A 25,574-nucleotide genomic window follows, 5' to 3' on the forward strand; every position below is an offset into this window, starting at 1 on the left:
CACCCAACAACTTAGAGGGTCATTTTTTTTATTAATGATAATCCAACTGACGACCGTTCGAGCACCATGTATGAGTAAGGTTCTTAGATATTGATCCCCTTTTTTTAGTGCTGCCTACATTGGTGTTTTTACCACCCGTGCCAAAATGAGCCGGGGTTAAACCAATCCATGCTGATATTTGTCTGCCTTTAGAAAACTGACTGCCATTATTACCCACAGCCGCATATAACGCAGAGGCTACAATCGGACCCACTCCGGGGAGCGCTTGTAAGCGTTGACAGTAAATATTTTGGTTGTTACTGTGTTCAACTTGTTTTTTAATTCAATGGCTTTATTACGGGTATCAACCAAGCATTGATAATGCTCAAGGAGTAGTTGACGTGCCATGGGGGTTAAGTCATTCTCTTCATTATCAATGATTGTTGGCAAAGCATGGATTAATGTCATGATTTGTTTTTTTGTACGATGACGCCGTATTCTGATAAATAGGCTCTAATTTGATTCGCAATGGACGTGGTTTGTTTCACATGTAGCTGACGAATACGGTGAAGCATTTGAGTATCTTGCTGAACATGAGTTTTTATCATGGCAAAGTGCATATTAGGACGTTGTGCGGCTTCACAAATGGCCACTGCATCGTTTCGGTCATCTTTGTTGCCTTTGACAAAGGGCTTTACATGTTGAGCCGGTACCAGCCTAATGGTATGGCCCATTGCTTCAAACTTTCGAGCCCAGTAATTTGAACTACCACAAGCCTCCATTGCAACAATAACCGGACTCTGTTGTTGCATAAATTCAGATAGCTTGTTTCGTGTCAATTTACGATTAAACTGGACTTTATTCGCTTGGTTTAATCCACACACTTGAAAGTAGTTTTTTGCTAAATCAATTCCGAGTATACTGGTATTCATGATGGATGTTCCTCTTGTTACTTAAAGGTATCATCTTAAGTATGGCACATTGTGATGCCGCGATGATCGGGCGTCCATCTCATCACCCACCTAATAAAAAGCGATATCAAAGCTAAATTGTAAAAAATGTCTTCTCGAAATATGAATTCACAAAAAAATTAAATATTTTTCAGTGGGATGGGTAGTAAAAATGGCTACTTAATGATTGTGTTCTGCTAAGGTGTGTCATGGGTATATGTACCCAGCATTGTTTTAAATGTGTTTATAAAAAAACGATTAACGATGGCGTACCCTAAGAATTTATAGACAGATTTACTCGGGGTTCTTCTATCGCTTGGTCTTCCACACTGCCCCTATAAAACAGGAATAATAAATGTTTCATATCGCACTTTATGAGCCACGCATTGCACCCAATACTGGTAATATTATTCGTCTAGCGGCAAATAATGGTTGTGCGCTGCATTTGATCGAGCCTTTAGGCTTTGATTTTGAGGAGAAAAAATTACGCAGAGCTGGTCTGGATTATCATGATTTGGCCAATGTCACCCGTTACGCGAATTATGCACTGTTTTGTGAAGCGATGGGTGAGAGACGAATTTTGGCCTGTACCACGAAGGGTAGCAGGCCTCATGATGCACTCAATTATCAGGCGGGGGATGTATTATTGTTTGGCTCAGAAACGCATGGTTTGCCGGATGAGGTGTTGCTCAATATTGCGCCTGAGCGGCGCTTAAGAATTCCAATGATGCCGGATAGTAGAAGTTTGAACTTATCCAATGCCGTAGCTATTATTAGTTATGAAGCATGGCGGCAAAATGGTTTTTTAGAGGGTATTTAGCGAGCTGATATCCACCAAAGCGAATGTATCAGTCTCTGTATGAGTGATGATATTAGGGACCGCATTCGCTATTGAAGGACTAATCACAGTTCTTAGAGCAATCGTCATGGCGACAATTCCATATTAATAAGAAAATAATGACAATCGATGTTGATAAGGCAATGAGTGATAATGAATCAAATATCATGGGGAATTCTCCTGTTTTTACGTTTCCGCTAGTCTAAATAAAATAGAACTGATTTTGTTTGATCTATATCACAATTTACTTAAATATTAATGTCTATTCGCCATTCTGATGAGCTTCCACTTTAAAAAATACCGGCTATACTTTAGGTGCAACTGATTATTTAGGTTGAATCAAACAATTTAACGATGAGAGTACGTATATGGCTGTAAAGAAAAGTAAATCCACTGATGACGTCTTACTCATTTTATGTAAGGCTGTGAAAAAAAACCTCACACAGACCACTAAAAATGAAATTCAATACTCGTCGATGGTGCAAAAAATATCAAAAACTTGCCTAAAACCGGATATTGGCTGTTTTGTCTTATTTGAGGGGGCTTTTTCAGGACTGATTATTATTAATATGTCAGCAGGTGCTGCATTGGAGCTTTATCAGGCTTATATGTGCCAAATGGGTTTCCCGGAAGAGGAAATATCAACCCAACACACTTCCGATGATGTCAGCAATGTACTCGGTGAGCTAATGAATCAGATTGTCGGTGATTTTCAGGGCGAGTTGGAATATCAACTGTCCTTGTCAATTAACCAGACACAGCCAAGAATGCTGGCCGTGAATAAAGAGTTAATTTTATCGATTAATGCCAATATTGAACGCCCGCAATCACGCAGAGTCGTATTTCGCACAGAAAATCATAAGACATTTCATTTAGAAATGTCGATGGAAAGAACAGAGTTTATTGAATTGGATGATCCGGATAATCAAAATTATAATGATTCAGAATTATCTAAGGATGAGCAAAATAAAGCCTTCCTAGATGGCTTAGATATATAAGCTATTTAGCTTCCCCTTCTTGAGAAGGAAAGAAGCTAGAAGGGATGAAATTGCTGCATAAACAAGCTTTAATATGCTTTTTTAGCACTTTTCATTTGGCGATAAATCTTAGTACGCTTATTAATATCAAGTATTTCCACAATCCGTTCTAAAGCTAAATCAAAAGCCTCATCAAAACCATGCAAGTCGATACTGATACTACCCCAGGAGATGCTGCCATCGGGTAAGCGAATTCGTAATTTGAAAATATCAATTGTGCGATCGTTGCTTTGCTGTTGCTGACGTGTAAGACCAATAATTCGTCCATCACTATGAAACTTAACGGGGTTTGCCTCGTCAACTTCACGTAGATATTCAGCCTGAAATTCTAACAACTCCAGATCTCTGGCCTTTGCTAACGCGCGAATTTCGCGTTCACGTTTTTTGGATACGGGGTTACCGTTGTCTGTGAGGTAATAGACCTCATCATAAATGACATCGCCAATTTTTCGGTAAACTCTGAGACGATGACCATAATGTGCATTGTTTTCTGATACAGCCATTTCATACCTTCCTAAAATATTATTAGTCGTTTAAAATTATTCAGTTTAAATTATTATATAACGACTAATTTAAGTGTTTTTATGAAAAAAATACATGATCTTGATCAGAAGAAAAGTGAAAAGTTTACTAATTTATTGCTAGGGGTTGAATTATAAAATGGCTTGAGAGAACAGAGCTGAGAATCAGCCACCGGTCATGGACATAAAGCGGATTACTTTTTCTGGTTTTTCATTAAATTCGTGCTTATAAGGTTTTAAATCGATTGCTTTTTTTATCACTTCATCTAAGTCATCATCACTGATGCCCTGACGGAGTAAGGGGCGTAATTCAAATTTATGTTCGTCACCTAAACACATATAAAGTGTCCCACTGGCTGACAAGCGCACACGATTGCATGTGTCACAAAAATGCTGTGAGATAGGGGTTATAAAGCCTATTTTAAATTGTGTGTTAGCAATTTGCACATAACGTGCAGGGCCCGCACCGGCCATAACGGCAGGAATCAGTTCATAGCGTTTTGCTAACCGTGTTTCGATTTTCTGTAAATCAATATAATGATCGGCAGCATTACGACCGGTATCACCGACCGGCATGGTTTCTATAAAACGCAGGGTGAAATCATGTTTCAAACAAAATTCCACCATGTCTTCGACATCTTCGTCGTTGACTCCTTTCATCACCACCATATTGATTTTAATAGGACTCAAACCGGCTGCTTTTGCCGCCAGAAGACCATCGATGATCTTGTCTAATTTACCCTGAGTAATGTCTTTAAATTTAACGGGATCAACCGTATCAAGGCTGACGTTAATCCGTGAGATACCGGATTCATACAAGGCTTCGGCATGTTTTGCTAAACGAGTGGCATTGGTACTCAGTGATAAATCATCCAGCCCTGGTAGGGCTGAAAGGCGTTTTGCCAAGTCCGGTAAATTTTTACGCAATAAGGGCTCGCCACCGGTTAGGCGTACTGAGCTAACGCCCAAGCGAGTAAATGAGGCGATGACTTGTTCAATTTCGTCAAAGCTGAGCCAGTTTTCAGGCTCTTCATAGCCATCAAAACCCTTGGGCATGCAGTAGAAGCAACGGAGATCGCAGCGATCAGTGACCGAGATGCGAACGTACTTAATCTGTCGATTATATTGATCAATTAAACTCATGATATCCGTCATCTATAAAAAGGTATATTAGATAATACTATTATTGAGAAAAAATGAAAGTTTATCTAGCTAAATAGGCGATCTATGTCAATAAAATGCTTTTTACGCTCTTTAGTATAGCTGACTATTTAAGCCCGCTGTCTAAATCAGGGTATTTTAGTGTTAAATTAAAATCAGTGAGTAATTTTTTGTTGTTGATACGCCGTGATTCTGCCATATAGGAAAGCATTCCGGCAGAAAGCTGCGTTTGTGCTTGCTCTAGTGTGATGGTAGGCGGTGAGGGTAGGTGATTGGCCTTGGCAAGCTTCATAAAATAGTCACACATGGTGGTGGGATGACCGTCGGCACAGTTAAAAATACCTTCAATATCATGACTCAAGCCTGCTTTGAGGCAGATTTCCAATAAGTCGTCACTATGGATACGATTACTAAAAGGGGAATCTTCTTCCCTAACGATAGGGGTTTGAGCCTTAATACGCTGTAGAGGTAATTTTCCCGGCCCATAAATGCCGGATACCCTTAAAATCACCAGAGTTGTCTGTGTGTGGTCGCAAAACTGCTGGAATTGCTGTTCGGCATCTGCACGACGTAGGGCACGATCGACGCTGGGATTTAAGGGGGTATTTTCATCGACCCATTGACCCTTGCAATTACCATAAACCCCGGTGGTGCTGATCAGGATAATTTTAGTGATTTTTTCTCCTGTGCTGTGCAAATATTCCGTTAGCAGTTTAAGAAATTGTTTAGCACGGTCATCCGTTTTCCCCTGGCTGGGTGGTGGGGCAAAATAATAAATAATAGCCTCAGATAAATTAATCTCTGAAGGAAGAGTGCTATGGACCAAGTCCAGATCAAAAGCAATGCTAGTGACGCCTGACTGAGCACATTGAGATTGACTTGCGGTGCTTCTTACTAAGCAATGAATCATTGCCGGGGAGGTTAAGTTTCTACTAATGAGAGCATTAAGGAGTTTTTTTCCTAAATATCCGCAACCAATAATGTGAATATTGGGCTTTGTTTCTTGGCTCATTTTATGTTCTCGATGGTTGTTATTATGCTTTATATTTTTAATCCGGCACGTGCAATAATCCACACATCGACCTGCTTGACCCCATTTTGTTTCAGTACTTTAGCGGCTTCGTTAACGGTGCTGCCAGTAGTCATCACGTCATCAATTAGAGCGACATGTTCATAAGGCAAGGCGTGTTTAAGGCTAAAGGCCTGTTGTACATTCTTTTGCCTTTCTTTGGCGTTCATTCCGGCCTGAAGATTGGTGTGGCGAATTCTAATTAAGTGGCTATAGTTTAACGGTAGTTGGTAGTGAGATGCAAAAAAACGTCCTAGCTCTAGTGCTTGATTAAAGCCCCGTTGGCGTAGGCGTTTGGTATGCATAGGAACGGGCAGAATGGCCTGAGGCAGGTAAAAATTTTTGAGATGATGGCTTTTTTGTATAAATAATTGCGATAAGAGGCTGGCATAATGAATTTTTTTTTGATATTTCAGTTTTTTAATCAGATAACGCATTTCCTCGGCATAAAGCAAAGGACTATAAACTCGATCATAGTAATAATTATGACTCAGGCAATTGCCACAGAGGCTGATACTTTGCTTAAGTGAGGTTTCAAGCGGTGAGGCACAGCGATGGCAGCAGTCCTTATTTAAGCTGAGTGCAGCTATACAGGGATTGCATAATTCCAAATGATTATGAGTTTTTTCCAGACAAAAGAGGCAATGTCTGGGGATGACTTGCGTTATTTGTGTGCAGGCTTTCTGCCAAACTGTACTGTAATTCATGACATTCCTTGTCAATGAGTAAATAAAGGTGCAATTGATTATTCTGGGTTGAAGATGATAATCAATGAGGCTAAGATAAATCAACTATTTAGGATACATCAACTATCATCTTGATAGTGCTTCAGATTTAAAGTATTTAAAACAAGCTCTTAAAAAAAAGACTTAAAAAAAGTCCTTAAAAAAGTGATAACTAATTATAATGCGTAATTTTTTTAATAAAATTCTTTTTTCATTAAAGTGGCTTTCCCTTACTCTGCTTTTTCTATTATTAGTGATCTATTTCATTTTATACAGTAGTTTACCTGATCTGGACGGCACAAAAAAAATTACGCTATTAAATCAGGGCGTCACTATTGAGCGAGATGCTCAGGGCATTCCCACTATTCGTGGCAAACATCGTCAGGACACGGCCTTTGCCTTAGGCTATGTTCATGCTCAAGAGCGTTATTTTCAAATGGACTTATTACGCCGTAGTGCCGCAGGTGAATTAGCCGCTTTGTTTGGTGATGATGCTTATGAAAGTGATGTTAAAATCAGGTTGCACCGTTTTAGAGAGCGGGCAAAACAGGCGGTACGCAAACTACCCAAGGCACATTATGCCGCACTGGTTGCCTATAGTAATGGTGTGAACACTGGCATTGAGTCGTTGGTCAATGATCCTTATCAATATCTTCTGCTCGGACAAACACCAAAGCCATGGGAGCCAGAAGATAGTCTCTTGTGTGTCTATGCCATGTATTTTGATTTGAATGACGAATTGGGTGTCAGAGAAACCTCGCTGGCGATCCTAAAAGATGAACTGCCACCATCATGGTTTAAATTCTTGACCCCAAAAGGGGGTGAATGGGATGCGGCAATGGATGATAGTGCCTTGGAGGATGTGAAATTATCCATTCCAAGCCTCAGTTTGCCGAAAAAATTATTGGCATACAATTTATCAACACCAGCGCTATTTGTATCAAAGCTATCAGCGCATCCCAAGCAAACTTTGAACTTTGTTGACCGCCACTTCCTGCCGGGAACCAACACGAATTTTTTACCCGGCTCAAATAGCTGGGCGGTCGATGCCTCATTAACCCCTTATGATTCTGCAATGATGGCAAATGATATGCATCTGACCTTGCGTGTGCCTAATATCTGGTTTCGTGCCAGTTGGTATTTAGAAGATGGACGTCGCGTGACTGGTGTGACCTTGCCTGGCACACCGGCGATGGTGGTGGGAAGTAATGAACATATAGCCTGGGGCTTTACCAATAGTTATGGTAATTGGGGTGATATTATCGTATTGCAAACCAATGCCGATGAAACTCAATATCAGTCAGCTGAGGGTTGGAAAAATTTTACTGTCTATAAGCATTTAATTGAGAGTAGCAATGGGTCTGATAAGGAACTCCTGACGATAGAAACGCAATGGGGACCAGTGATTGGCAGAAATCACAAAGGACAATTACTGGCACATCAATGGCTAGCTTATTCACCCAATGCGACAAATTTAAACCTCCTGGTACTGGAAAAAAGTGATTCTGTTAAAGATGCTTTGGATGTTGCTAAGTCGCTGGGGATGCCACCGCAATCCATTGTGATCGCGGATAATGAGGGGCATATTGGCTGGACCATTGCGGGTTTAATTCCTAAGCGTGATGAAGCTGCTATGACTGGTGGTTGGCAGGACTATGAACAGGCTAATGACTACCCGATTTTATCTGATCCTGACTCTCATCGTATCTGGACTGCTAATAATCGGTTATTTTCCGCCAAAACTCTATCTCACATCGGTTTTGAGGGTGGAGATTTGGGAGCAAGAGCGCAGCAAGTCCGTGATGGTCTATTGGCAAAAACACAGTTTAAAGAAACTGATTTTCTGGCCATACAATTGGATAACGAAGCAAAATTGTTAGCCCGCTGGCGGCAGTTATTGCTTGATGTGCTGACTGCAAAAAATATTCATGAGGTCATTAGTAAAGGTCAAGTTGAGTCGATGTTAGCAGTCCTAAAAAAAGAACCGATATTGTATGCAAAGCCAGACTCAGTGGCCTATGGTCTGGTGAAATCATTTCGTAAAGTGATAACTAAAAACACGCTGGGCTGGGTGTTTGAAACGCTGGAAAAACAGCATCCCAAACTATTCAAAGCTTCTTTGCTGACCAAGCTCATTGAATACCCCGTTTGGGAACTGGTGCAGAACAGGCCGGTGCATCTAGTACCAGCAAATTATGCGAATTGGGCTTTGTTCTTTCAAGCTTCAGCAGAGCAGGCATACAATATAGTGACAGATAATGGTCAATATGATCTAGCGACACAGAGCTGGGGGGTACGACATAAAATTGATATTCAACATCCTTTGAGTGCAGCACTGCCCGAGTTGGGCTTTTTTCTGGATATGCCAGACTCACCCTTGAGTGGTGATACTGATATGCCTAAAGTGCTAGGTCATCATTTTGGTGCATCAGTGCGTATGGTAGTGGCCCCAGGACAGGAACAAAAGGCAATTATGCACATGCCTGCCGGGCAGAGTAGTCACCCACTATCATCTTATTATTCGAGTGGACATCAGGATTGGGTCGATGGTAAGGCCAGTGCGTTTTTGCCCGGTGAAACCAAATGGGTGTTGGAATTGCAGTCTATTCAATAAGCTCGTCTTATACCCATGATCAGTGTAGTAATTGACACATTTTAGTCTCTTGACTAAGCTTAAATAATCAACCATTTTAAGATTGGATTATATACTGCCCGTGATTTGTTTAAGTTCTTCTCATAAAACAGCGTTAATCTGCGTATTGTCATCTATCGTATATAGCTTTATTGCTATTTTTTCAGTGTTATCTATCAGTCATGTTCAAGCAAGTGAACAAAAAAATTCTACTATTGAGACTTCAGCTAAGCAGCTTGAAAAAGTGAGTTTGCAATTAAAATGGTTCCATCAATTTCAATTTGCAGGCTATTATGCCGCGAAGGAACAAGGCTTTTATCAGGCCGAAGGCCTTGATGTTGACATTATCCAGCGTAGCAAAGATACGGATGAAATTGATTCAGTGTCCAGTGCTGAGATAGATTATGCGGTGGCTGATAGCAGTATTATCGCCGGTTATGCTAATGGCGAACCCATCACAATTCTTGCCGCTATTTTTCAACATGATCCGTTGGTGTTTATCAGTAAAAAAACATCCAAAATACTGACACCCTATGATTTAATCGGCAAGCGGATTATGTTTGATCTGTCTGAGGGTAATGAGGCCAATCTTCGCTCTCTACTGTATTTAAGTAATATAAAACCCGATGAATATACGCATCTTATCCATAATTTTAACAAAGATGAGCTGATTACGGGCAAGGTTGATGTCACTTCCGCCTACCTAACTGATCAAGTGTATTATTATAAAAAGCGTGGTATTGATTTAAATATTATTTACCCACGTAATTATGGGGTGGATTTTTATGGTGATTTATTGATAACCAGTACCCAAGAAATTATTGAGCACCCCGGTCGGGCAGAGCGTTTTAAGCGGGCATCCATTAAAGGCTGGAAATATGCATTAAGCCATAAAGCAGAAATGATAGCGCTGATAAAACATAAATATAAGAGTCAGTTGAGTCTGGAGAATTTATGGTTTGAAGCAGAAGAAACCCATAAAATCATTATGCCTGAGCAAATTCCTTTAGGCCAGGTGGAGGTTAATCGTTTACGACGCGTGGCAGATATTTATGCACAGCTAAAAATGGCACCTTCACTCAGCGATTTAAAATTACGTAAATTAGTTTATGGCTCATCAACTCAATTATCCCTTACAGGCGAAGAACAAAGTTGGTTAGCACAGCACCCGATTATTCGCATTGGTATAAAACGAGACTTTGCCCCCTTTGAATGGCTGGATGAAGAGCAAAATTACTTAGGTATTAATGCTGACTATATTAGAAGTATTGAGGAAATACTGGGTGTTCAATTTGAAATTATAAAAGATAAAAATTGGCAACAAACCCTGAACATGATCAAAGCAGGTGAGTTGGAAATAATTTCTGGTATGCATAAAAGTGTAGCCAAGGAAAATGGTCTGGCCTTTTCCAAACCCTATTTATCTTCCAATGTGTCCATTATCATTGATATTAAAAATGCTTTCATTACGACGTTAGAGCAATTGAATGGTAGAAATATTGCGCTTGAAGAAGATTATTTTGTGCGGGATATTCTGGCGAGAAAATACCCTGACATTAATATAATTCCCACACCAGATAGTATCAAAGCATTACAATTGCTTGATTTAGGCATTGTAGATGCTTATATTGGTGATGAAATTTACTCCAATTACATTATTCAAAAAACCGGCATGTTGAATTTGCGTATGTCAGGTCGAACTGAATTTCGCAGCCAGTATCGCTTTGCAGTAGCACAGGAAAATCCGCAATTATTGAGCATCATCCAAAAGGCATTGGATCATATTTCGACTGAGAAAAAAGAGCAAATTTTAAATAAATGGCGTGGTCTGCATATCGAACAGGGTGTTCAGGTAGAGCAATTATTTAAACTGGGTGCTGCGATAAGCAGTGTTTTTGTGTTGTTTGTTTATTGGTTATATCGATTGAAAAAAGAAGTCCAGCAACGTAAACAAATGGAGCTGGCATTACAGCAAAGTGAAAATCGTTTTCGTAAAATATTTGAGGGCACCGATGCGATTTCAGTACAAGGATATAATACCAAAAGAGAAGTGATTTATTGGAATCCTGCCAGTGAAACACTTTATGGTTATGATGCAAAAACCGCGAGTGGAAAATTGCTTGAAGACTTAATTATTCCCGATGAAATGAAAGAGCCTGTGGTTGCTGGTATTGAAAATTGGTTTAATGGCGGTGAAGAAATACCCTCATCAGAGCTCACCTTGAAGCGACAAGATGGCTCGCCAGTACATGTGTTTTCCAGTCATGTGCTATTACATAATCAAAACAATGAAGCAGAAATGTACTGTATCGACATTGATTTGACGTTGCGTAAAGAGCAGGCTGATAAAATTAAACATCAGGCTTTTTTTGATAATTTAACTGATTTACCTAATCGCTTATTGGCCTTAGATCGCTTGTCACAACTATTAAACGAAGCCAGGCGCAATACAGAAAAAGTAGCCGTGCTGTTTTTAGACTTGGATGACTTTAAAAAAATCAATGATACCCTAGGGCATGAAACCGGCGATATGCTATTAATTGAGGCCGCCGAACGATTAAGCTCTGTGCTAAGAGAAGGTGATACCGTTGGCCGCTTGGGGGGTGATGAATTTATCTTATTACTGGGCGGCTTAGCGAGCAATGAAGCGGCACAACCCATTGCCGAAAATTTGCTCAAGCAATTCAGAATACCCTTTAAAATTGAATCACGGGAACTGATTTTAACGGCCAGCATAGGCATTGCATTGTATCCGGAAGATGGTAAAGACTCCTCCGAATTATTACGTAATGCGGATTCTGCCATGTACCATGCCAAGAAACTGGGTCGTAATACATATTCTTACTTTACTGCCAGTATGAATCAGGAAGTCTCACGGCGTTTGGCACTGGAAGAGCAGGTTCATGGTGCTTTAGAACGTAATGAACTGGAAGTATTTTATCAGCCTAAAATTGCCATAGAAAGTGGCAAGCTTGTGGGTGCTGAGGCATTATTACGTTGGCATAATCCCATTTTGGGGCATGTTTCCCCAGATGAATTTATTCCTATCTGTGAACAAACCAGTTTGATCATTGCTATTGGTGAATTTGTTTTGCGTCATGCAATGGAACAAGCAGTCGAATGGCAGCAAGCACTGCACGATGAATTTTATATGGCCATCAATCTCTCACCCAGACAATTTCGCGACCCTGCGCTGGTGCAAACCATCAGTGATGTGATTAAACAGTCAGGGATTCAGCCTGAGGCTGTGGAATTAGAGATCACCGAAGGCGTGTTGATGAGTGGCCATCAACACATCAGTGATGCCTTGTCTGCTCTGAGTGACTTAGGCGTGACTATTGCGATGGATGACTTTGGTACTGGCTATTCATCGCTGAGTTATTTGCGTAGCTATCCATTTAATGTGTTGAAAATTGATCGCTGTTTTGTCTGTGATATCATTGATGATCCAGAGGATAGAGCGTTGGTCAATGCCGTGATCGCGATGGCACATGGCCTAAAACTCAAGGTGGTGGCTGAGGGAGTGGAAACTGAGAAGCAATTAGCCTTATTGAAGCAAATGGGCTGTGATATAGCCCAGGGCTATTATTATAGCCAACCTGTCTCGGCTGCTGAGTTTAAGAAATTATTCATAGAAGGTACTCTCTAAATTAGTCCTAGTGCAAACCATTGTATGTGAAAACCATTATGCAAACCATTACTTGATTACCCACAAAGCTCCGCCATATTTCGATAATTATACTATAATTAAAGTATAGATTATGTGTGGAGTAGAATGATGTCAAAAAATAAAATTCAGTTTCAAGAAGGTTATAGTTTATTTGAGCTTTTTAATGATTATGGCACTGACAAACAGTGCCGACAAGCCTTATTTAAATGGAAATTTCCTGATGGATTTGTTTGCCCAGAGTGTGGCAATAAGACTTATTGCACTCTAGAACATCGCCATCTTTATCAGTGCCACCATTGTCATCATCAGACATCAGCAACCTGTGGGACAATATTTGATAGTACCAAACTGCCTTTATCTAAGTGGTTTTTAGCGCCTACTGGGGTGTAGTGAGCACAGAGGCGGCTCCAGAGGTCGTGGTTCAGAAAATAAAACACCGTTCGTTGCAGCCGTTTCTACTAATGAAGATGGACACCCGATTGCAATGAATTTAAATGTGCTTAAAGGGTTTAAATCCAGTGAAATAAAACGATGGGCACAAACTCATTTAACACCTGGAAGTACTGTTTACTCAGATGGGTTAAATTGTTTTCCTGCGGTTAAAGAAGCTGACTGTAAGCATGTTCCAATCGTCACGGGTGGTGGTGCGGCAAGTGTTGATAAAATTGAGTTTATCTGGGTTAACACTATGATAGGTAATATTAAAAACTCTATGAAGGGAAGCTATCATTCCATTAACTCAAAACATTTACCTCGGTATCTTGCTGAATTTTGTTATCGGTTTAATAGACGCTTTAACTTAAAAGACATGATGCCAAGGTTTTTATGCGTGGCGATGAAAACGCCACCTATGAATGGAAAGCTCCTAAAAATGGCGGAGCTTTATGGGTAATCAAGAACCATTATGCAAATATGTTATATTGCCCGCTTTAAAGCTATTTATAAGGCTCTTCTCCGCTTTGATGAGTGAACAACTTATCCATTTCAGCCTATAGAGCTCATCTTTATTTGGCTGAGCAACATAAGCAAGGTTATGTGTATAGGTAAAACTATAAAAAGCCTTCTTGATAAGAAAAGTTTTCTTGATTACCCATAAAGCTCCGCCATTTTTAGGAGCTTTCCATTCATAGGTGGCGTTTTCATCGCCACGCATAAAAACCTTGGCATCATGTCTTTTAAGTTAAAGCGTCTATTAAACCGATAACAAAATTCAGCAAGATACCGAGGTAAATGTTTTGAGTTAATGGAATGATAGCTTCCCTTCATAGAGTTTTTAATATTACCTATCATAGTGTTAACCCAGATAAACTCAATTTTATCAACACTTGCCGCACCACCACCCGTGACGATTGGAACATGCTTACAGTCAGCTTCTTCCGCAGGAAAACAATTTAACCCATCTGAGTAAACAGTACTTCCAGGTGTTAAATGAGTTTGTGCCCATCGTTTTATTTCACTGGATTTAAACCCTTTAAGCACATTTAAATTCATTGCAATCGGGTGTCCATCTTCATTAGTAGAAACGGCTGCAACGAACGGTGTTTTATTTTCTGAACCACGACCTCTGGAGCCGCCTCTGTGCTCACCACCCCAGTAGGCATCATCAATTTGAATGATGCCTGATAAAGGTTTACTGTCATCACGTTCTTTCATAACCTGCATGATCTTTTGTTTCATACTCCAGGCTGTATTGTAGCTTACCTTAAGCTGTCTCTTTAATTCTAATGCTGAAACCGCTGTCTTCAATTGAGTCATAAGATGAATCGCTAAAACCACTTAGATAAAGGCAGTTTGGTACTATCAAATATTGTCCCACAGGTTGCTGATGTCTGATGATGACAATGGTGGCACTGATAAAGATGGCGATGTTCTAGAGTGCATAAGTCTTATTGCCACACTCTGGGCAAACAAATCCATCAGGAAATTTCCATTTAAATAAGGCTTGTCGGCACTGTTTGTCAGTGCCATAATCATTAAAAAGCTCAAATAAACTATAACCTTCTTGAAACTGAATTTTATTTTTTGACATCATTCTACTCCACACATAATCTATACTTTAATTATAGTATAATTATAGTATAATTATAGTATAATTATAGTATAATTATAGTATAATTATAGTATAATTATCGAAATATGGCGGAGCTTTGTGGGTAATCAAGAAAGTTTTTATGTATCAATGCTTAACAGGGTTTTGAATGTGAATTTACACTCATCAAAGCGGAGAAGAACCATTTATAAAAGCTATACCCCTACATCTATTTTGCAAAAGGAATAATCGACATGAGCACTCAGGCTGGAGATGCATTAAGACACGATTGGAGTATCCCTGAGATTCAGGCATTATTTGACTTGCCTTTAAATGATCTATTGTTTCAGGCACATACGATTCATCGCGCTAATTTTGATCCCAATAGTGTGCAAATCAGCACATTATTGAGCATTAAAACGGGCAAGTGCTCAGAAGATTGTGGCTATTGTTCACAAAGTGCTCACCATAACACCGATCTTGAGCCAGAAGCGTTATTGTCCTTGGATGAAGTCATGACGGCGGCCAAACAAGCCAAGGCTGAAGGGGCTGACCGTTTTTGTATGGGCGCTGCTTGGTCACGGCCAAACAAACGTGACTTCCCTAAAGTGCTGGAAATGATCAAAGGTGTTAAATCCTTGGACATGGAAAGTTGTGTCACCTTGGGTATGCTGAGCTCTGAACAAGTCAAACAACTTAAAGAAGTGGGTCTTGATTATTACAATCATAACCTGGATACCTCACCCGAATTTTATGGTAACGTGATTTCAACACGTACTTTTCAAGATCGTTTAGATACCCTCGACAACGTTCAACAAGCGGGCATTAATGTCTGTAGTGGTGGCATTTTAGGCATGGGTGAAGAACGCAAAGACCGTTGTAGCCTCTTAGCCCAATTAGCCAATATGGCACAGCATCCGGATAGTGTGCCCATCAATATGCTGGTGCAGGTTGAAGGTACACCGATGTTTGGCCAGGATGAAATTGAGCCTTTGGAATTTGTGCGTTCTGTGGCAGTGGCAAGAATTATGATGCCACGCTCAGTGGTACGTTTGTCTGCCGGGCGTGAAGAAATGTCCGATGAAATGCAGGCCATGTGCTTTTTTGCCGGTGCTAATTCTGTTTTCTATGGTGAGCGCTTACTAACGACCGATGGTGCGAGCGCGGAAGGTGATCAAAAATTATTTGCCAGCCTCGGCATGAAAACCGGTCTGGAAAAAAAGCAAGGCAAAGCGCGTGTCAGTTCGGATGATTTACGTAAGCCAATAGCCAGTGATGAAAGCAAAATAACCAGTGCCTCACAAGCCTGATTGCACTTGTGAGTCTGGACGAAACCCTACAAACTGAGCTACAGCACCTCAAACAACAGTCCTTATACCGTCAGCGCAAAATAAGCGCTGGCCCACAAGCGGTTCATGCATACCACAATGGCCAAAAAGTCCTCAGTTTTTGTAGCAATGACTACCTTGGCCTCGCCAATCACCCCGATATCGCCAAGGCCTTAAAACAAGGCATTGATGAATATGGCGTAGGCAGTGGTGCCGCTCATCTGGTCAGCGGCCATAGTCGTGCCCATCATGAACTTGAAGAAGCACTGGCTGAATACACCGGCCGTAGTCGTGCGCTATTATTTTCCACGGGTTATATGGCTAATCTCGGCATCGTCAATGCGCTGATGAATAAAGGTGATATTGTCTTTCAAGACAAACTGAATCACGCTTCAATGATTGATGCCGCACTGCTTTCAGTATCGTTATCCGGTAGTCAATTGAAACGCTATCCACACAATGATTTACCGCGTCTTGAGCAGCAATTAAAAGACGCGAATATTGCTGATCAAACAAGAAAATTAGTCATGTCGGATGCTGTTTTTAGCATGGATGGTGATTTAGCCAAGGTCAGTCAATTAAGTCAATTATGTCAGCAAAATGATGCCTGGCTCATGTTGGACGATGCACATGGCTTTGGTGTGCTGGGTAAAACGGGTGCCGGCACGGCAGAAGAATATGCCTTAGATCAGCAACAATTGCCGATTTATATGGCCACTTTAGGCAAGGCTATGGGCGTTTTTGGTGCTTTTGTTGCCGGTAGCGATGCCCTGATTGAAACTTTGATTCAAAAATCCAGAGCCTATATTTATACCACTGCCATGCCACCTGCGTTGGCTAAAGCCACACTGATGAGTTTAAAAATTGCCCAAGAACAAAGCTGGCGCAGAGATAAGTTACAACAGCTGATTAAACAATTCCGTGCGGGTGCAAGCCAATTGGGCTTGTCATTAATGGATTCAGCAACGCCTATTCAGCCTATTTTAATTGGCGACAATGAACAAGCCTTAATGATGAGTCAAAAATTACAACAACAGGGTTTTTTAGTCACCGCGATCCGCCCACCGACAGTCCCCAAAGGCACCGCAAGATTACGTGTTACTCTTTGTGCGGAACATGATGAACAGGATGTTGAACAGCTTTTAGCCGCATTGGAAAAAATGCAGAAATCATGAGCATCCACTACCAACAATGGGGCAATGTCCAAGCCCGTGAACAAATTTTATTAATCCATGGCTGGGGGATGAATAGCGGTGTCTGGTGTGATATTGCAGAATATCTGGAAGAGTTATTACCGGAACATCTTATTCGTGCTGTTGATTTGCCCGGCTATGGAAAGAGTGCCACACTCTCGCTACAAGAATATTCCAGTCAAACACTGGCGCAAAGCATAGAGCCATTACTGGAAAACAAACAAACAACTATTATTGCCTGGTCAATGGGTGCTTTAGTCGCCATTGAGATGCTCAATGGCTGTGATAAAAATAGCTGTGATGAAAATAGTCGTAATGAAAATTCAGCTGAAAGTCCTAGCATTGACAATCTTATTCTAGTGGGTGCGACCCCCAAATTTGTGCAAGATAATGACTGGCCTCATGCTGTCGAAGCCCGAATTTTTGAAGAGTTCAGTCGCGGCTTGGTTAACGATCATCAGGCAACCCTCAGACGATTTCTTGCCATACAAGCACTGGGCAGTCGTACCGCAAGAGATGATATCAAAACCTTGCAAGCACAATTGTTTGTTCGTGGTGAACCTGATACCAAAGCACTGGAGCAGGGTTTAAATATTTTACTCCGTGAAGATAAACGTCAACCTCTAGCAGCAATTAGACAAATACCCATTAGCCTGATTGCTGGAGAAAAAGACACTCTGGCTCCCTTTAAAGTTCAGCAACAATTAGCCCTACAGGAAAATATCACCCTTTATAGCATCCCCTCAGCCGGACACGCTCCCTTTATCTCACATCCTGAAGCGTTCAAACAAATATTAGCAAAGGTGCTTTAACCTAAAAAAATCAGTTGAATCTACTGCGACCGCCTTATGCACTGAATCTTAAGGATTTTCCAGAACATTTTGACTTCACCCGTAGAGTGGCTACGAATAAAGCCAAAATAACCTGTAAAACCCTTAATTTTCAGCACCTAAGTCGCTCTCGCTACGATTCAACTGATTATTTTAGGTTTAAAGCCACGCATTAGTGGTTGAACAGGCAATCATTGTTATGAAGGCTATTTTATTACACAATCCTGATGCTGTGCGACCTTGCGGAAAGTTTCTTCACCAATAGACAGACAACCTAAAGGCACAACGACGAGAGTCAGCACGGTAGAAACCAAAAGTCCAAACAATAGCGATACCGCCATTCCTCCAAAAATAGGATCGGCTAAAATGATAGCAGCCCCCACCATGGTAGATATTGCCGTGATCAATATAGGGCGGGTTCTGGAGATGGCCGAATTAATCACTGCATCGTAAAGTGACTGACCGTTATTAATTTGCTGTAACGTCGTGTCAACTAGAAGAATGGAATTACGCACAATAATGCCGGCCAAGGCTATCCAACCAATCATGGATGTCGCAGTAAAATCTGTTGAAAACAACCAGTGTCCGGGTGAAATCCCTAGCAGGGTTAATGGAATCGGTGCCATGATCACAAGGGGAATGAGAAAATTGCCAAATTGCCAGACCACCAACATATAGATGGCTAGCAAGGCAACTCCATAGGCAATCCCCATATCACGAAATGTCTCAAAAGTGACTGTCCATTCACCGCCCCATTCAAAACCGGATTGAGCATCGCTTTCCGGTGGTCCGAGGTACTCACCTTTCAGGCTGACACCATCAGGAGTGATATAATTTTCCAATAATTTGGACACATCTATTTGTGCATAGACAGGAGCCGCCAAGCGCCCTGTGGCATCTGCGACCACATACTCTATTGGGCGTAGATCTTTACGGATAACGAACGACTCACGCACCTCTTCAACAAATTTTCCCAGTTGCCCAAGGGGTACGGTCGTGCCCGCAGGAGTCATTATCGGGAGGCTATTCAGGTTGTTTAAATCCGCTCTCATTGATAAGGGAACTTGCAACAATATGCGCGTGGGCTCTTCAAGACCTTTTTCTTTAAGGTCACTGACTTTGAACATTCCCATCGCCATCGCCAGGTTTTGATTGATACTCTTAATGGAAATGCCATTTAATGCTGCCTTTGTAGTGTTAATATCAAAACGCCAGATGGTCATTGGTTCGCGCATCATGGTTTCTGCTTCACCAACCATTTTAGATTGGTCGAAGATTTTTTTCAGATCCTGTGCAACTTGTTTACGGGTGGCGGCATCAGGGCCGTGTACTTCTGCCACTACGGTTTGTAAAACAGGTGGGCCTGGTGGCATTTCAACCACAGTAACACCCGATCCGTTTTTTGCCCTGATCCCCGATGCCTCAATAATCGGCTCGATCAGTTTACGTACGTCCATTGCTATTTCATGACTCGTTCGGCTACGCGCCTTCTTATCGAGTAAAGTAACTTGGATTTGCCCCTGCCACGGAAACATACGGAGATAATAGTGACGTACCAGACCATTAAAATCGAAAGGGATTGCGGTGCCTGAATAGGTTTGTACGGAAATTACTTCAGGGACTATACGAATGATTTGTGCTAATTCTTCGGTAAAACTTGCCGTTTCGGGTAACGCCGTACCGGCAGGCATATTAACGACTACTTGAAATTCTGACTTGTTATCATAAGGCAACATTTTTACGGTCACATGGGTGGAATAAAAAAGCCAGGCTGATGCAATGAAGCTGAGCAGTAGGAACAAAAGAAATAAACGCCCCTTGCTTCGCTGCTTCCAGAGAATGCCAAAAGTGTGTTCGTGAATCCCCGAAATCTTTTTGTCAATCGCTTTATCACGCTTTGCCATAGCCTTGAGTTGAGGCATGCTGGGTATAATGCGCATGGCCATCCAAGGGGCAAAAACCAGAGCGACAAACAGTGAAAACAACATGGCAACAGAACCCAGTGCTGGAATAGGCTCCATATAAGGACCCATCATGCCACTGACAAAGCCCATGGGAGCCAGTGCAGCAACAATACAAAAGCTGGCCAGTATCGTTGGGTTGCCAACCTCTCGTACGGCATCAATAGCAATTGCCGTGGATGGCGTACCCGCTATCAACCAGCGACGGTACATATTGTCAATAATAACAATGGCATTATCAACTAGAAAACCAATAGAAAAGATAAGCGCAAAAAGCGACACCCTGTTAATACTGTAATCCATTAGAAGGCCCGAAAAAATCGTGACAGTCAGCACTAATGGCACAGTCATAAACACCACGACAGAGGGTTTGAAGCCCATCGTAAACCATACTAGGAGCATTACCATTACAGAGGCTATCATCAAGTCGCTAAGCAGACCGTTGACCTTGTCGCTGGCACTTTTTCCATAATCACGAGTATATTCTATGTGCACATTATCAGGGATCAATACACCTTTGAGGCTTTCTACCTTATCCCGTATCGCCTGTACGACTTCAACCCCATTGGAACCTTCATGTTTGGCGATAGCAAGGGTCACAGCTTGAGCATTGTCAACAGGAGCGCCTGAATATGCAGGGCCACTGGAGAATGATACCATCTGGGAAGTCTGTTCCGGGCCAATGGTCACTTTGGCCACATCTCTCATAAAGATTGGATGTCCTTTATGCAAGCCGACCACTAATTGACGTACATCATTGGCGCTGCGCAGGAAAGCGCCTGTTTCGACATAAGCAAATAGATCCCCTCGCTCATTGAAACCGACAGTTTGTTGGTTGTTGAAACCCTGAATAACCTGAGCAATCTGCCCCATACTCAAACCGTATCCCACTAGGCGCTCGGGTGTAATATCAATGCGTAACTCGCGTGCACGCCCCCCTGATATAAATGAATTACCCGTTTGGGGGATCTGCTTTAAACGTTGTTCAAGTGTGGTTGCCAATGCTCGCAGGGTAGAATCATCAAGCTCCCTGGACCACAGGGTCATCGTCACCACAGGCACATCATCAATGCCTTTAGGTTTCATCATTGCTGGTTTTGCACCGGGTGGTAGTTTGTCCGTATTGGCTTGCAATTTCGCCATCGTACGTATTAGAGCAGATTCCATATCCTCACCCACCTTATATTGCAGGGTGATCATGCCCATTTCTTTATCACTGGCGGAGTAGACGTGTTTGATATCGTTGATTTCACTTAGTACACGTTCTTGTGGTGCAATCAATAATTCTGAAACTTGCTGTATAGTGGCTCCAGGCATCTGGTAAAAAATATCAATCATGGGGACAGATATTTCAGGATCCTCTTGACGGGGAGTGGCAAACAGACCGTAGATTCCTAATAACAACATGACGATATAGAGTAAGGGTGATAGGGGTGAATGTATAAAGGTTTCACACAATACACCTGCCGCGCCTTGTTTGTTGTTATTTAGTTGAGCATCAGATTCTTTTTGTAGTTTATTTTTAGTATCACTTTGCTGAGATTGTTTTGATGTACTCATAGCGGTAGTTATCCCATCAGGAAGAGCATATTGTAAAAAGGGTCATTTTCTATTAATCGAGGTTTTGGCACGCAACCCCCGATGAATCGTTAACGTGAAATATGTGTATTAGGGCCTGGCTGAGTAACAATCCTGTCTCCGGCCTTAATACCGGAAATGACACTGACCATGCCATTTAAGGGCATTTCATCAACGCGAATCAAACGCAATTTAAGACTGCCATTCTCTCGCACCTGAAATACTGCGGGCAAGCTACCACGCCATACGATGGCAGATTTTGGAATTGCCGGTAAAGCTGAATGTTTGCTTCCCGGATCGGCTAAAATAATCTCGGCATACATCCCCGAATGTGCTTCAATACCAGCGGGTAGAGCGAATTTTACGGTGGTCGTATGGCCGCCAGAATCCGCCATGGGGAAGATACGCTCAACGACTACAGGTACTAGATTTGTTTCGCCGTCTAGCTGTGCCTGCGCCTTGCTGCCAACCTTAATGACCTTGAGTAAACGCGAGGGTACATCCACACGAATCTGTAAACGGGTGATATCGGCAAAGTTGATCAAAGGCATACCCGGTTGAACAATATCACCTTCTACTACCATCTTGTTTACAATCACACCATCAAAAGGCGCATAACTGATGGTATTTTTCAGTGATTCATCAAGTTCGCGTATTGCTGCTTGTGCCTGCTGTACGCTATTGCTCGCGGTTTCGATGCCGACACTACGGGCATAGAGGCTAGAGTTTCGTTCTACGCGCTGATTTCCCTGTCCCATCATAGAACGCATTGGATCGGAGAAGGTGCTGAAGAGGTCAGGGGCACCACCCAGTAGTTGGTTTCCCTGGGAATTAGGATTGACACGTTCTAGGTTATATTGCACTTGCGCATTACGATAAGCAGCTTCGGCGCTCGCCAACTGCGACATAGCTTGTTGACGCTTTGCAATGAGACTTTTCATATTCAGGGAGACCAGGATCGCGCCGTTCTTGAAAGCATCACCCTCCGAACCCGCAACGAAGTTAACATCGCCTGGCATTTGTGCTGTGAAGTTGACGATTTTCTCTGGAACGACACTTCCACCCAAACGCACAATAGCTGCTAGGCTATTGCTGGATACCGTGTAGATCTCAGCTTGATCAATTTTCCCTGCAGGTTCGGATGCTAAGGCGCTGGATAGAAAAATAATGCCTGTACAGGCAATTGAGGTTAAAAAAAGTTTCATATGACGACGCCTTGTTATCTAGGGGCTTTAATGTTTTATTATTTATCAGTAATTATAGAGTCTACTGGCAGAATTTCACCTATTAGTGCTTGTTGGATTGCTCAAGGCGTAGAAAAAGCGTGTTTTACGCTGCCTTTAACAGGGCGAGATAAGAAGGTTTTCATGAGTAACTTCAATGAAAAGGGCTCCACTCTATTCCAAGGCAAAAGTGAGACTAACCGAGCCATTGTGCAATAGCCGAAGATAACCTGAGCCCAAGTACCAATACAGGGTATCCAAAATAGTATTTGCATTGGTGCAGGCAAGGAAATAATGAGTAATAGGAGATAGCCTATTCGAACCTGTACTGGAAAACTGGTGATGTTACGCTCATTAAATAGGAAATGAATCAACTGTATTATCGTCAGGCCGATGGCGAGAACAAAACCCGTGGGCTCACCTAAAATACCTAGAGTCAGCAATATCACGGTTACTAACCAATATCGCCAGCCAAGATCATTATAATCAATCATAAACATTACATTACTCCACTAAATTGTTACTAAAACGTGTATTCATTTTTAAAAAATGGGCTTCACTGAATAGCCACTGATCGCCACGCACATTTCCAAACCTCTTCTAATTTATCCATTAATGAATAGTTCAAGACACCATCCAAGCGTAAATAAATCATACGCAGTGCGCCCCCGTAAAGTGATGACGCGGCAATGAGATCATCCATTGGATAAAATTCACCTTTGTCGACTCCTAAAACAACAAATTCACGCATTTTTTGAAAAGGTTTGGATGAGCAGATAGGACGCTTGCCCGGCAAAAATTCTTTATGTTTTGCATACAGGATAAATTCCATCACCTCAGGCTCTGTTTCTGTGAGATGAAACAATAACTCTATGACTGCACGGCAACGTAGTTTTGATGTTGGATGCTTTTGTTCAATCTCATCCAGTGAACTATTCATCCGTTCTAACAAGTTTTCATACAAAGCGCTGGCAATGCCTTCTTTGTCTTTGAAGTGATGATAAATTGAGCCTGTGCTACAACCAGAAGAGTGAACAATATCAGGTATTGAGGTGTTGAAATATCCCTGTTTTGTAAATAAATGCAAGGCTGTATGAATGACTTGATCATAGACTGTATTATGGGCTTGATTTGTTTTCTTAGCGGATTTATGCATAAGAATAATATAAAACGAACGTTCATTCTAGTCAATGTTTTTTAAAAGATTGTTTGTTGTTGAAGCCTTTACTAAAGCACAAATCAGAGCGTCCTTCAATCCGTCAGCTCAGGACCTGCGCCCTTTATTTTCCACCCTAAATCATCTTTCAAATTGACTGAGTTTCTTTATGGCCAACAAACAGGTAGAAAAACTCAATTCATCTCATATCATGTTCTGGATGACTTTGATTGTGGTGTGACTGATTTAAATCAGTTCCTGATTAAATATGCCTTACAAAACCAAAGCGCTAATAGTGCCAACACCTATGTCGCTTGTGAGAATGGTTAAGTGATTGGATTTTATACTTTAGTGGTTGGTTCACTGTTACATGCCGCTGATATTACTGGAATGTGCGCTTTATTAGTTCATGCAAAAGATGATGTTGCCAGATAGTGGTATCAACAATTTAATTTTGATGAAAGCCTAACTGATCCATTACACCTTTATTTGCTACTTAAAGAGGTTAAAAATCTTCTTTGATATAATATTTCATCATAATAGTGTTATTATTATTCATGAGCTATTTTATCTTGACGCAGCAATTTTGATGTCTGTTCATGTTGCGTTTAATTGTAAGGAGAAGCTGCCATGAAACTTATAAATATTAATAAAACACTCATTATTTTTTATATTGGGATTGCATCAATCAGTGTTTTTTCAAGTCGTTTTGTGCTGGCCACAATTGTTGACTCTGCTTCTCTATCCTCTACAGGTGCAATAACTTTAGAGTCACAGAATTTTATATTAAAATCCAAAAAGGATATTCCCCGTGCTCTGTGGTTGGCTAAAAGTGCCCTGAAGGCCGGACAGTTTGAAAATGTCATAACAATCACAAAACAGATCATTGACAAAGAGGCCGAGAATATAGAAGCACTGGCTTTTATGACTGTGGCATATTATGCTCTGAATGATGAAACACATTATCTGCAGGGTGTTAAGCAACTAAATCTGCTGGCTCCTGAATCAGCCACTTTACATCTTGCATTGGCTACTCTATATCAGCAACAAGGGCACATAGATAAAGCGTCCAATCTGTATAAAAAAATTCTGCAAAAAAGAGCATTGGATGATCAGTCTTTTCTCAATGCTAGTTTTGCACTCTGTCAGATAGACTTAAATAACAAAGCCTATGAACAGGTTATACAGCGTGCCACTATTATTATCCAGGCCTATCCTCCTTTGCCTCAGGGATATAAATTTTTGGCCATAGCATATAATCAGCAGGCTAAGCCTGAACAATCGTTAAAAACCTATAAGAGATTGTTGGAAGTTAATCCCAATATCCCCCTTCCATATCAGGAACTGGCTCTATTATATGTCGATCAATTTAAGGACTTGGAACAAGCGATACAGTATGCCAAACTTGCAGTACAAAAATTCCCTAAGGATCCTAAAAGCCACGATGTCCTAGGCTGGGTTTATTATAACCAACAAAAATTTACTGCAGCATTGCGGCACTTCAGCAAAGCGATACAGCAAAACGCCAGTATGCCTGATTATTTCTATCATACGGGGCTGGCAAATCAGAAAATGGGTAATAATAGTGATGCACAATCAGCATTTCAGCATTCTCTTCTACTATCCAAAGGAAAAGCATCACCTGCCTTTGTTAATGAACTTAAAAAGCGAATTCAGCAAACCAGATAAATAAA

At 41.4% G+C, this 25,574-nt stretch carries 20 protein-coding genes and 2 pseudogenes; 10 read left to right on the forward strand and 12 right to left on the reverse strand.

Translation table 11 applies throughout. From position 1 onward, the window contains the following. Positions 1 to 31: 31 nt before the first annotated feature. From JEU79_RS26040 to JEU79_RS26050, 3 genes are read right to left on the reverse strand one after another with little or no spacing between them, the layout of a single operon-like run. Positions 32 to 253 carry a transposase gene (locus tag JEU79_RS26040; protein WP_246540016.1) on the reverse strand — a complete coding sequence of 74 codons (222 nt, stop codon included), beginning with the start codon at positions 251 to 253 and terminating at the stop codon, positions 32 to 34. Continuing rightward, positions 238 to 429 carry a hypothetical protein gene (locus JEU79_RS26045; protein ID WP_246540017.1) on the reverse strand — a complete coding sequence of 64 codons (192 nt, stop codon included), beginning with the start codon at positions 427 to 429 and terminating at the stop codon, positions 238 to 240. Before JEU79_RS26045 ends, JEU79_RS26040 begins: the two co-directional genes overlap by 16 nt. Positions 430 to 443: 14 nt before the next feature. Beyond that, on the reverse strand, positions 444 to 911 hold the full coding sequence (locus JEU79_RS26050) for an IS110 family RNA-guided transposase (protein WP_246540018.1): 468 nt from the start codon (positions 909 to 911) through the stop codon (positions 444 to 446). Between the two features lie 373 nt (positions 912 to 1,284). Between JEU79_RS26050 and JEU79_RS05265 the strand changes: the two genes are divergently transcribed. Then, positions 1,285 to 1,749, forward strand: a complete 465-nt coding sequence (locus JEU79_RS05265; RefSeq protein ID WP_198263263.1) for a tRNA (cytidine(34)-2'-O)-methyltransferase — start codon at positions 1,285 to 1,287, stop codon at positions 1,747 to 1,749. 386 nt (positions 1,750 to 2,135) lie between these two features. Further along, the gene (locus tag JEU79_RS05270; protein ID WP_198263264.1) at positions 2,136 to 2,765 is read left to right on the forward strand and encodes a DUF3334 family protein; all 630 of its coding nucleotides are present in this window, start codon (positions 2,136 to 2,138) and stop codon (positions 2,763 to 2,765) included. Between the two features lie 68 nt (positions 2,766 to 2,833). On the opposite strand, the gene JEU79_RS05275 is transcribed toward JEU79_RS05270, so the two are convergent. The 4 genes from JEU79_RS05275 to JEU79_RS05290 form a co-directional block, all read right to left on the reverse strand. Continuing rightward, positions 2,834 to 3,307: a hypothetical protein gene (locus JEU79_RS05275; RefSeq protein WP_198263265.1), complete on the reverse strand. Its 474-nt coding sequence runs from the start codon at positions 3,305 to 3,307 to the stop codon at positions 2,834 to 2,836. A gap of 183 nt (positions 3,308 to 3,490) precedes the next feature. Continuing rightward, entirely contained in the window at positions 3,491 to 4,480 is a 990-nt protein-coding gene (gene moaA, locus JEU79_RS05280) for a GTP 3',8-cyclase MoaA (RefSeq protein ID WP_198263266.1), read from the reverse strand. Between the two features lie 112 nt (positions 4,481 to 4,592). Beyond that, positions 4,593 to 5,498 (reverse strand): NAD-dependent epimerase/dehydratase family protein, encoded by a 906-nt coding sequence (locus JEU79_RS05285; RefSeq protein WP_198263267.1) that lies wholly within the window; start codon positions 5,496 to 5,498, stop codon positions 4,593 to 4,595. A gap of 29 nt (positions 5,499 to 5,527) precedes the next feature. Then, positions 5,528 to 6,262: a ComFC family protein gene (locus JEU79_RS05290; RefSeq protein WP_198263268.1), complete on the reverse strand. Its 735-nt coding sequence runs from the start codon at positions 6,260 to 6,262 to the stop codon at positions 5,528 to 5,530. 271 nt (positions 6,263 to 6,533) lie between these two features. On the opposite strand from JEU79_RS05290, the gene JEU79_RS05295 reads away from it, so the two are divergent. The 3 genes and pseudogenes from JEU79_RS05295 to JEU79_RS05305 all read left to right on the forward strand — a co-directional run bounded on the left by JEU79_RS05295 (position 6,534) and on the right by JEU79_RS05305 (position 13,474). Continuing rightward, positions 6,534 to 8,894, forward strand: coding sequence for a penicillin acylase family protein (locus tag JEU79_RS05295; RefSeq protein WP_214660502.1), 2,361 nt, complete (start codon positions 6,534 to 6,536; stop codon positions 8,892 to 8,894). Between the two features lie 145 nt (positions 8,895 to 9,039). Next, complete coding sequence (locus JEU79_RS05300; protein ID WP_214660503.1) at positions 9,040 to 12,561, forward strand: EAL domain-containing protein; 3,522 nt, start codon at positions 9,040 to 9,042, stop codon at positions 12,559 to 12,561. A 129-nt stretch (positions 12,562 to 12,690) separates the two neighbouring features. Beyond that, a pseudogene (locus tag JEU79_RS05305) lies at positions 12,691 to 13,474 on the forward strand (IS1595 family transposase). A 194-nt stretch (positions 13,475 to 13,668) separates the two neighbouring features. Here JEU79_RS05305 and JEU79_RS05310 read toward each other — a convergent pair. Then, positions 13,669 to 14,611 (reverse strand): annotated as a pseudogene (locus JEU79_RS05310) (IS1595 family transposase). 254 nt (positions 14,612 to 14,865) lie between these two features. Here JEU79_RS05310 and bioB point away from each other — a divergent pair. The 3 genes from bioB to JEU79_RS05325 are packed head-to-tail and all read left to right on the forward strand — an operon-like array spanning position 14,866 to position 17,944. After that, positions 14,866 to 15,921: a biotin synthase BioB gene (gene bioB / locus JEU79_RS05315; RefSeq protein ID WP_198263271.1), complete on the forward strand. Its 1,056-nt coding sequence runs from the start codon at positions 14,866 to 14,868 to the stop codon at positions 15,919 to 15,921. A gap of 8 nt (positions 15,922 to 15,929) precedes the next feature. Beyond that, entirely contained in the window at positions 15,930 to 17,114 is a 1,185-nt protein-coding gene (bioF, locus tag JEU79_RS05320; protein WP_198263272.1) for an 8-amino-7-oxononanoate synthase, read from the forward strand. Next, positions 17,111 to 17,944: an alpha/beta fold hydrolase gene (locus tag JEU79_RS05325; RefSeq protein ID WP_198263273.1), complete on the forward strand. Its 834-nt coding sequence runs from the start codon at positions 17,111 to 17,113 to the stop codon at positions 17,942 to 17,944. The genes bioF and JEU79_RS05325 overlap by 4 nt, the downstream gene beginning before the upstream one ends. A gap of 224 nt (positions 17,945 to 18,168) precedes the next feature. Here JEU79_RS05325 and JEU79_RS05330 read toward each other — a convergent pair whose 3' ends face one another. From JEU79_RS05330 to JEU79_RS05345, 4 genes are all read right to left on the reverse strand, one after another. Further along, a complete protein-coding gene (locus JEU79_RS05330; protein ID WP_198263274.1) occupies positions 18,169 to 21,483 on the reverse strand; it encodes an efflux RND transporter permease subunit in 3,315 nt (1,104 codons plus the stop codon). 89 nt (positions 21,484 to 21,572) lie between these two features. After that, positions 21,573 to 22,442 (reverse strand): efflux RND transporter periplasmic adaptor subunit, encoded by an 870-nt coding sequence (locus tag JEU79_RS05335; RefSeq protein ID WP_484637073.1) that lies wholly within the window; start codon positions 22,440 to 22,442, stop codon positions 21,573 to 21,575. 365 nt (positions 22,443 to 22,807) lie between these two features. Beyond that, positions 22,808 to 23,218: a hypothetical protein gene (locus JEU79_RS05340; RefSeq protein ID WP_246540019.1), complete on the reverse strand. Its 411-nt coding sequence runs from the start codon at positions 23,216 to 23,218 to the stop codon at positions 22,808 to 22,810. Between the two features lie 62 nt (positions 23,219 to 23,280). After that, positions 23,281 to 23,880, reverse strand: coding sequence for a TetR/AcrR family transcriptional regulator (locus JEU79_RS05345; RefSeq protein ID WP_198263277.1), 600 nt, complete (start codon positions 23,878 to 23,880; stop codon positions 23,281 to 23,283). Positions 23,881 to 24,033: 153 nt separating this feature from the next. Between JEU79_RS05345 and JEU79_RS27980 the strand changes: the two genes are divergently transcribed. Together JEU79_RS27980 and JEU79_RS05355 are read left to right on the forward strand one after the other, a co-directional pair. After that, positions 24,034 to 24,210 (forward strand): hypothetical protein, encoded by a 177-nt coding sequence (locus JEU79_RS27980; RefSeq protein ID WP_343074946.1) that lies wholly within the window; start codon positions 24,034 to 24,036, stop codon positions 24,208 to 24,210. A 300-nt stretch (positions 24,211 to 24,510) separates the two neighbouring features. After that, on the forward strand, positions 24,511 to 25,569 hold the full coding sequence (locus JEU79_RS05355) for a tetratricopeptide repeat protein (RefSeq protein WP_198263278.1): 1,059 nt from the start codon (positions 24,511 to 24,513) through the stop codon (positions 25,567 to 25,569). The last annotated feature ends 5 nt before the right edge of the window (positions 25,570 to 25,574 follow it).

Origin of the sequence: sulfur-oxidizing endosymbiont of Gigantopelta aegis (genome assembly GCF_016097415.1) — a bacterium.
In the GTDB taxonomy this organism is placed as follows: domain Bacteria; phylum Pseudomonadota; class Gammaproteobacteria; order GRL18; family GRL18; genus GRL18.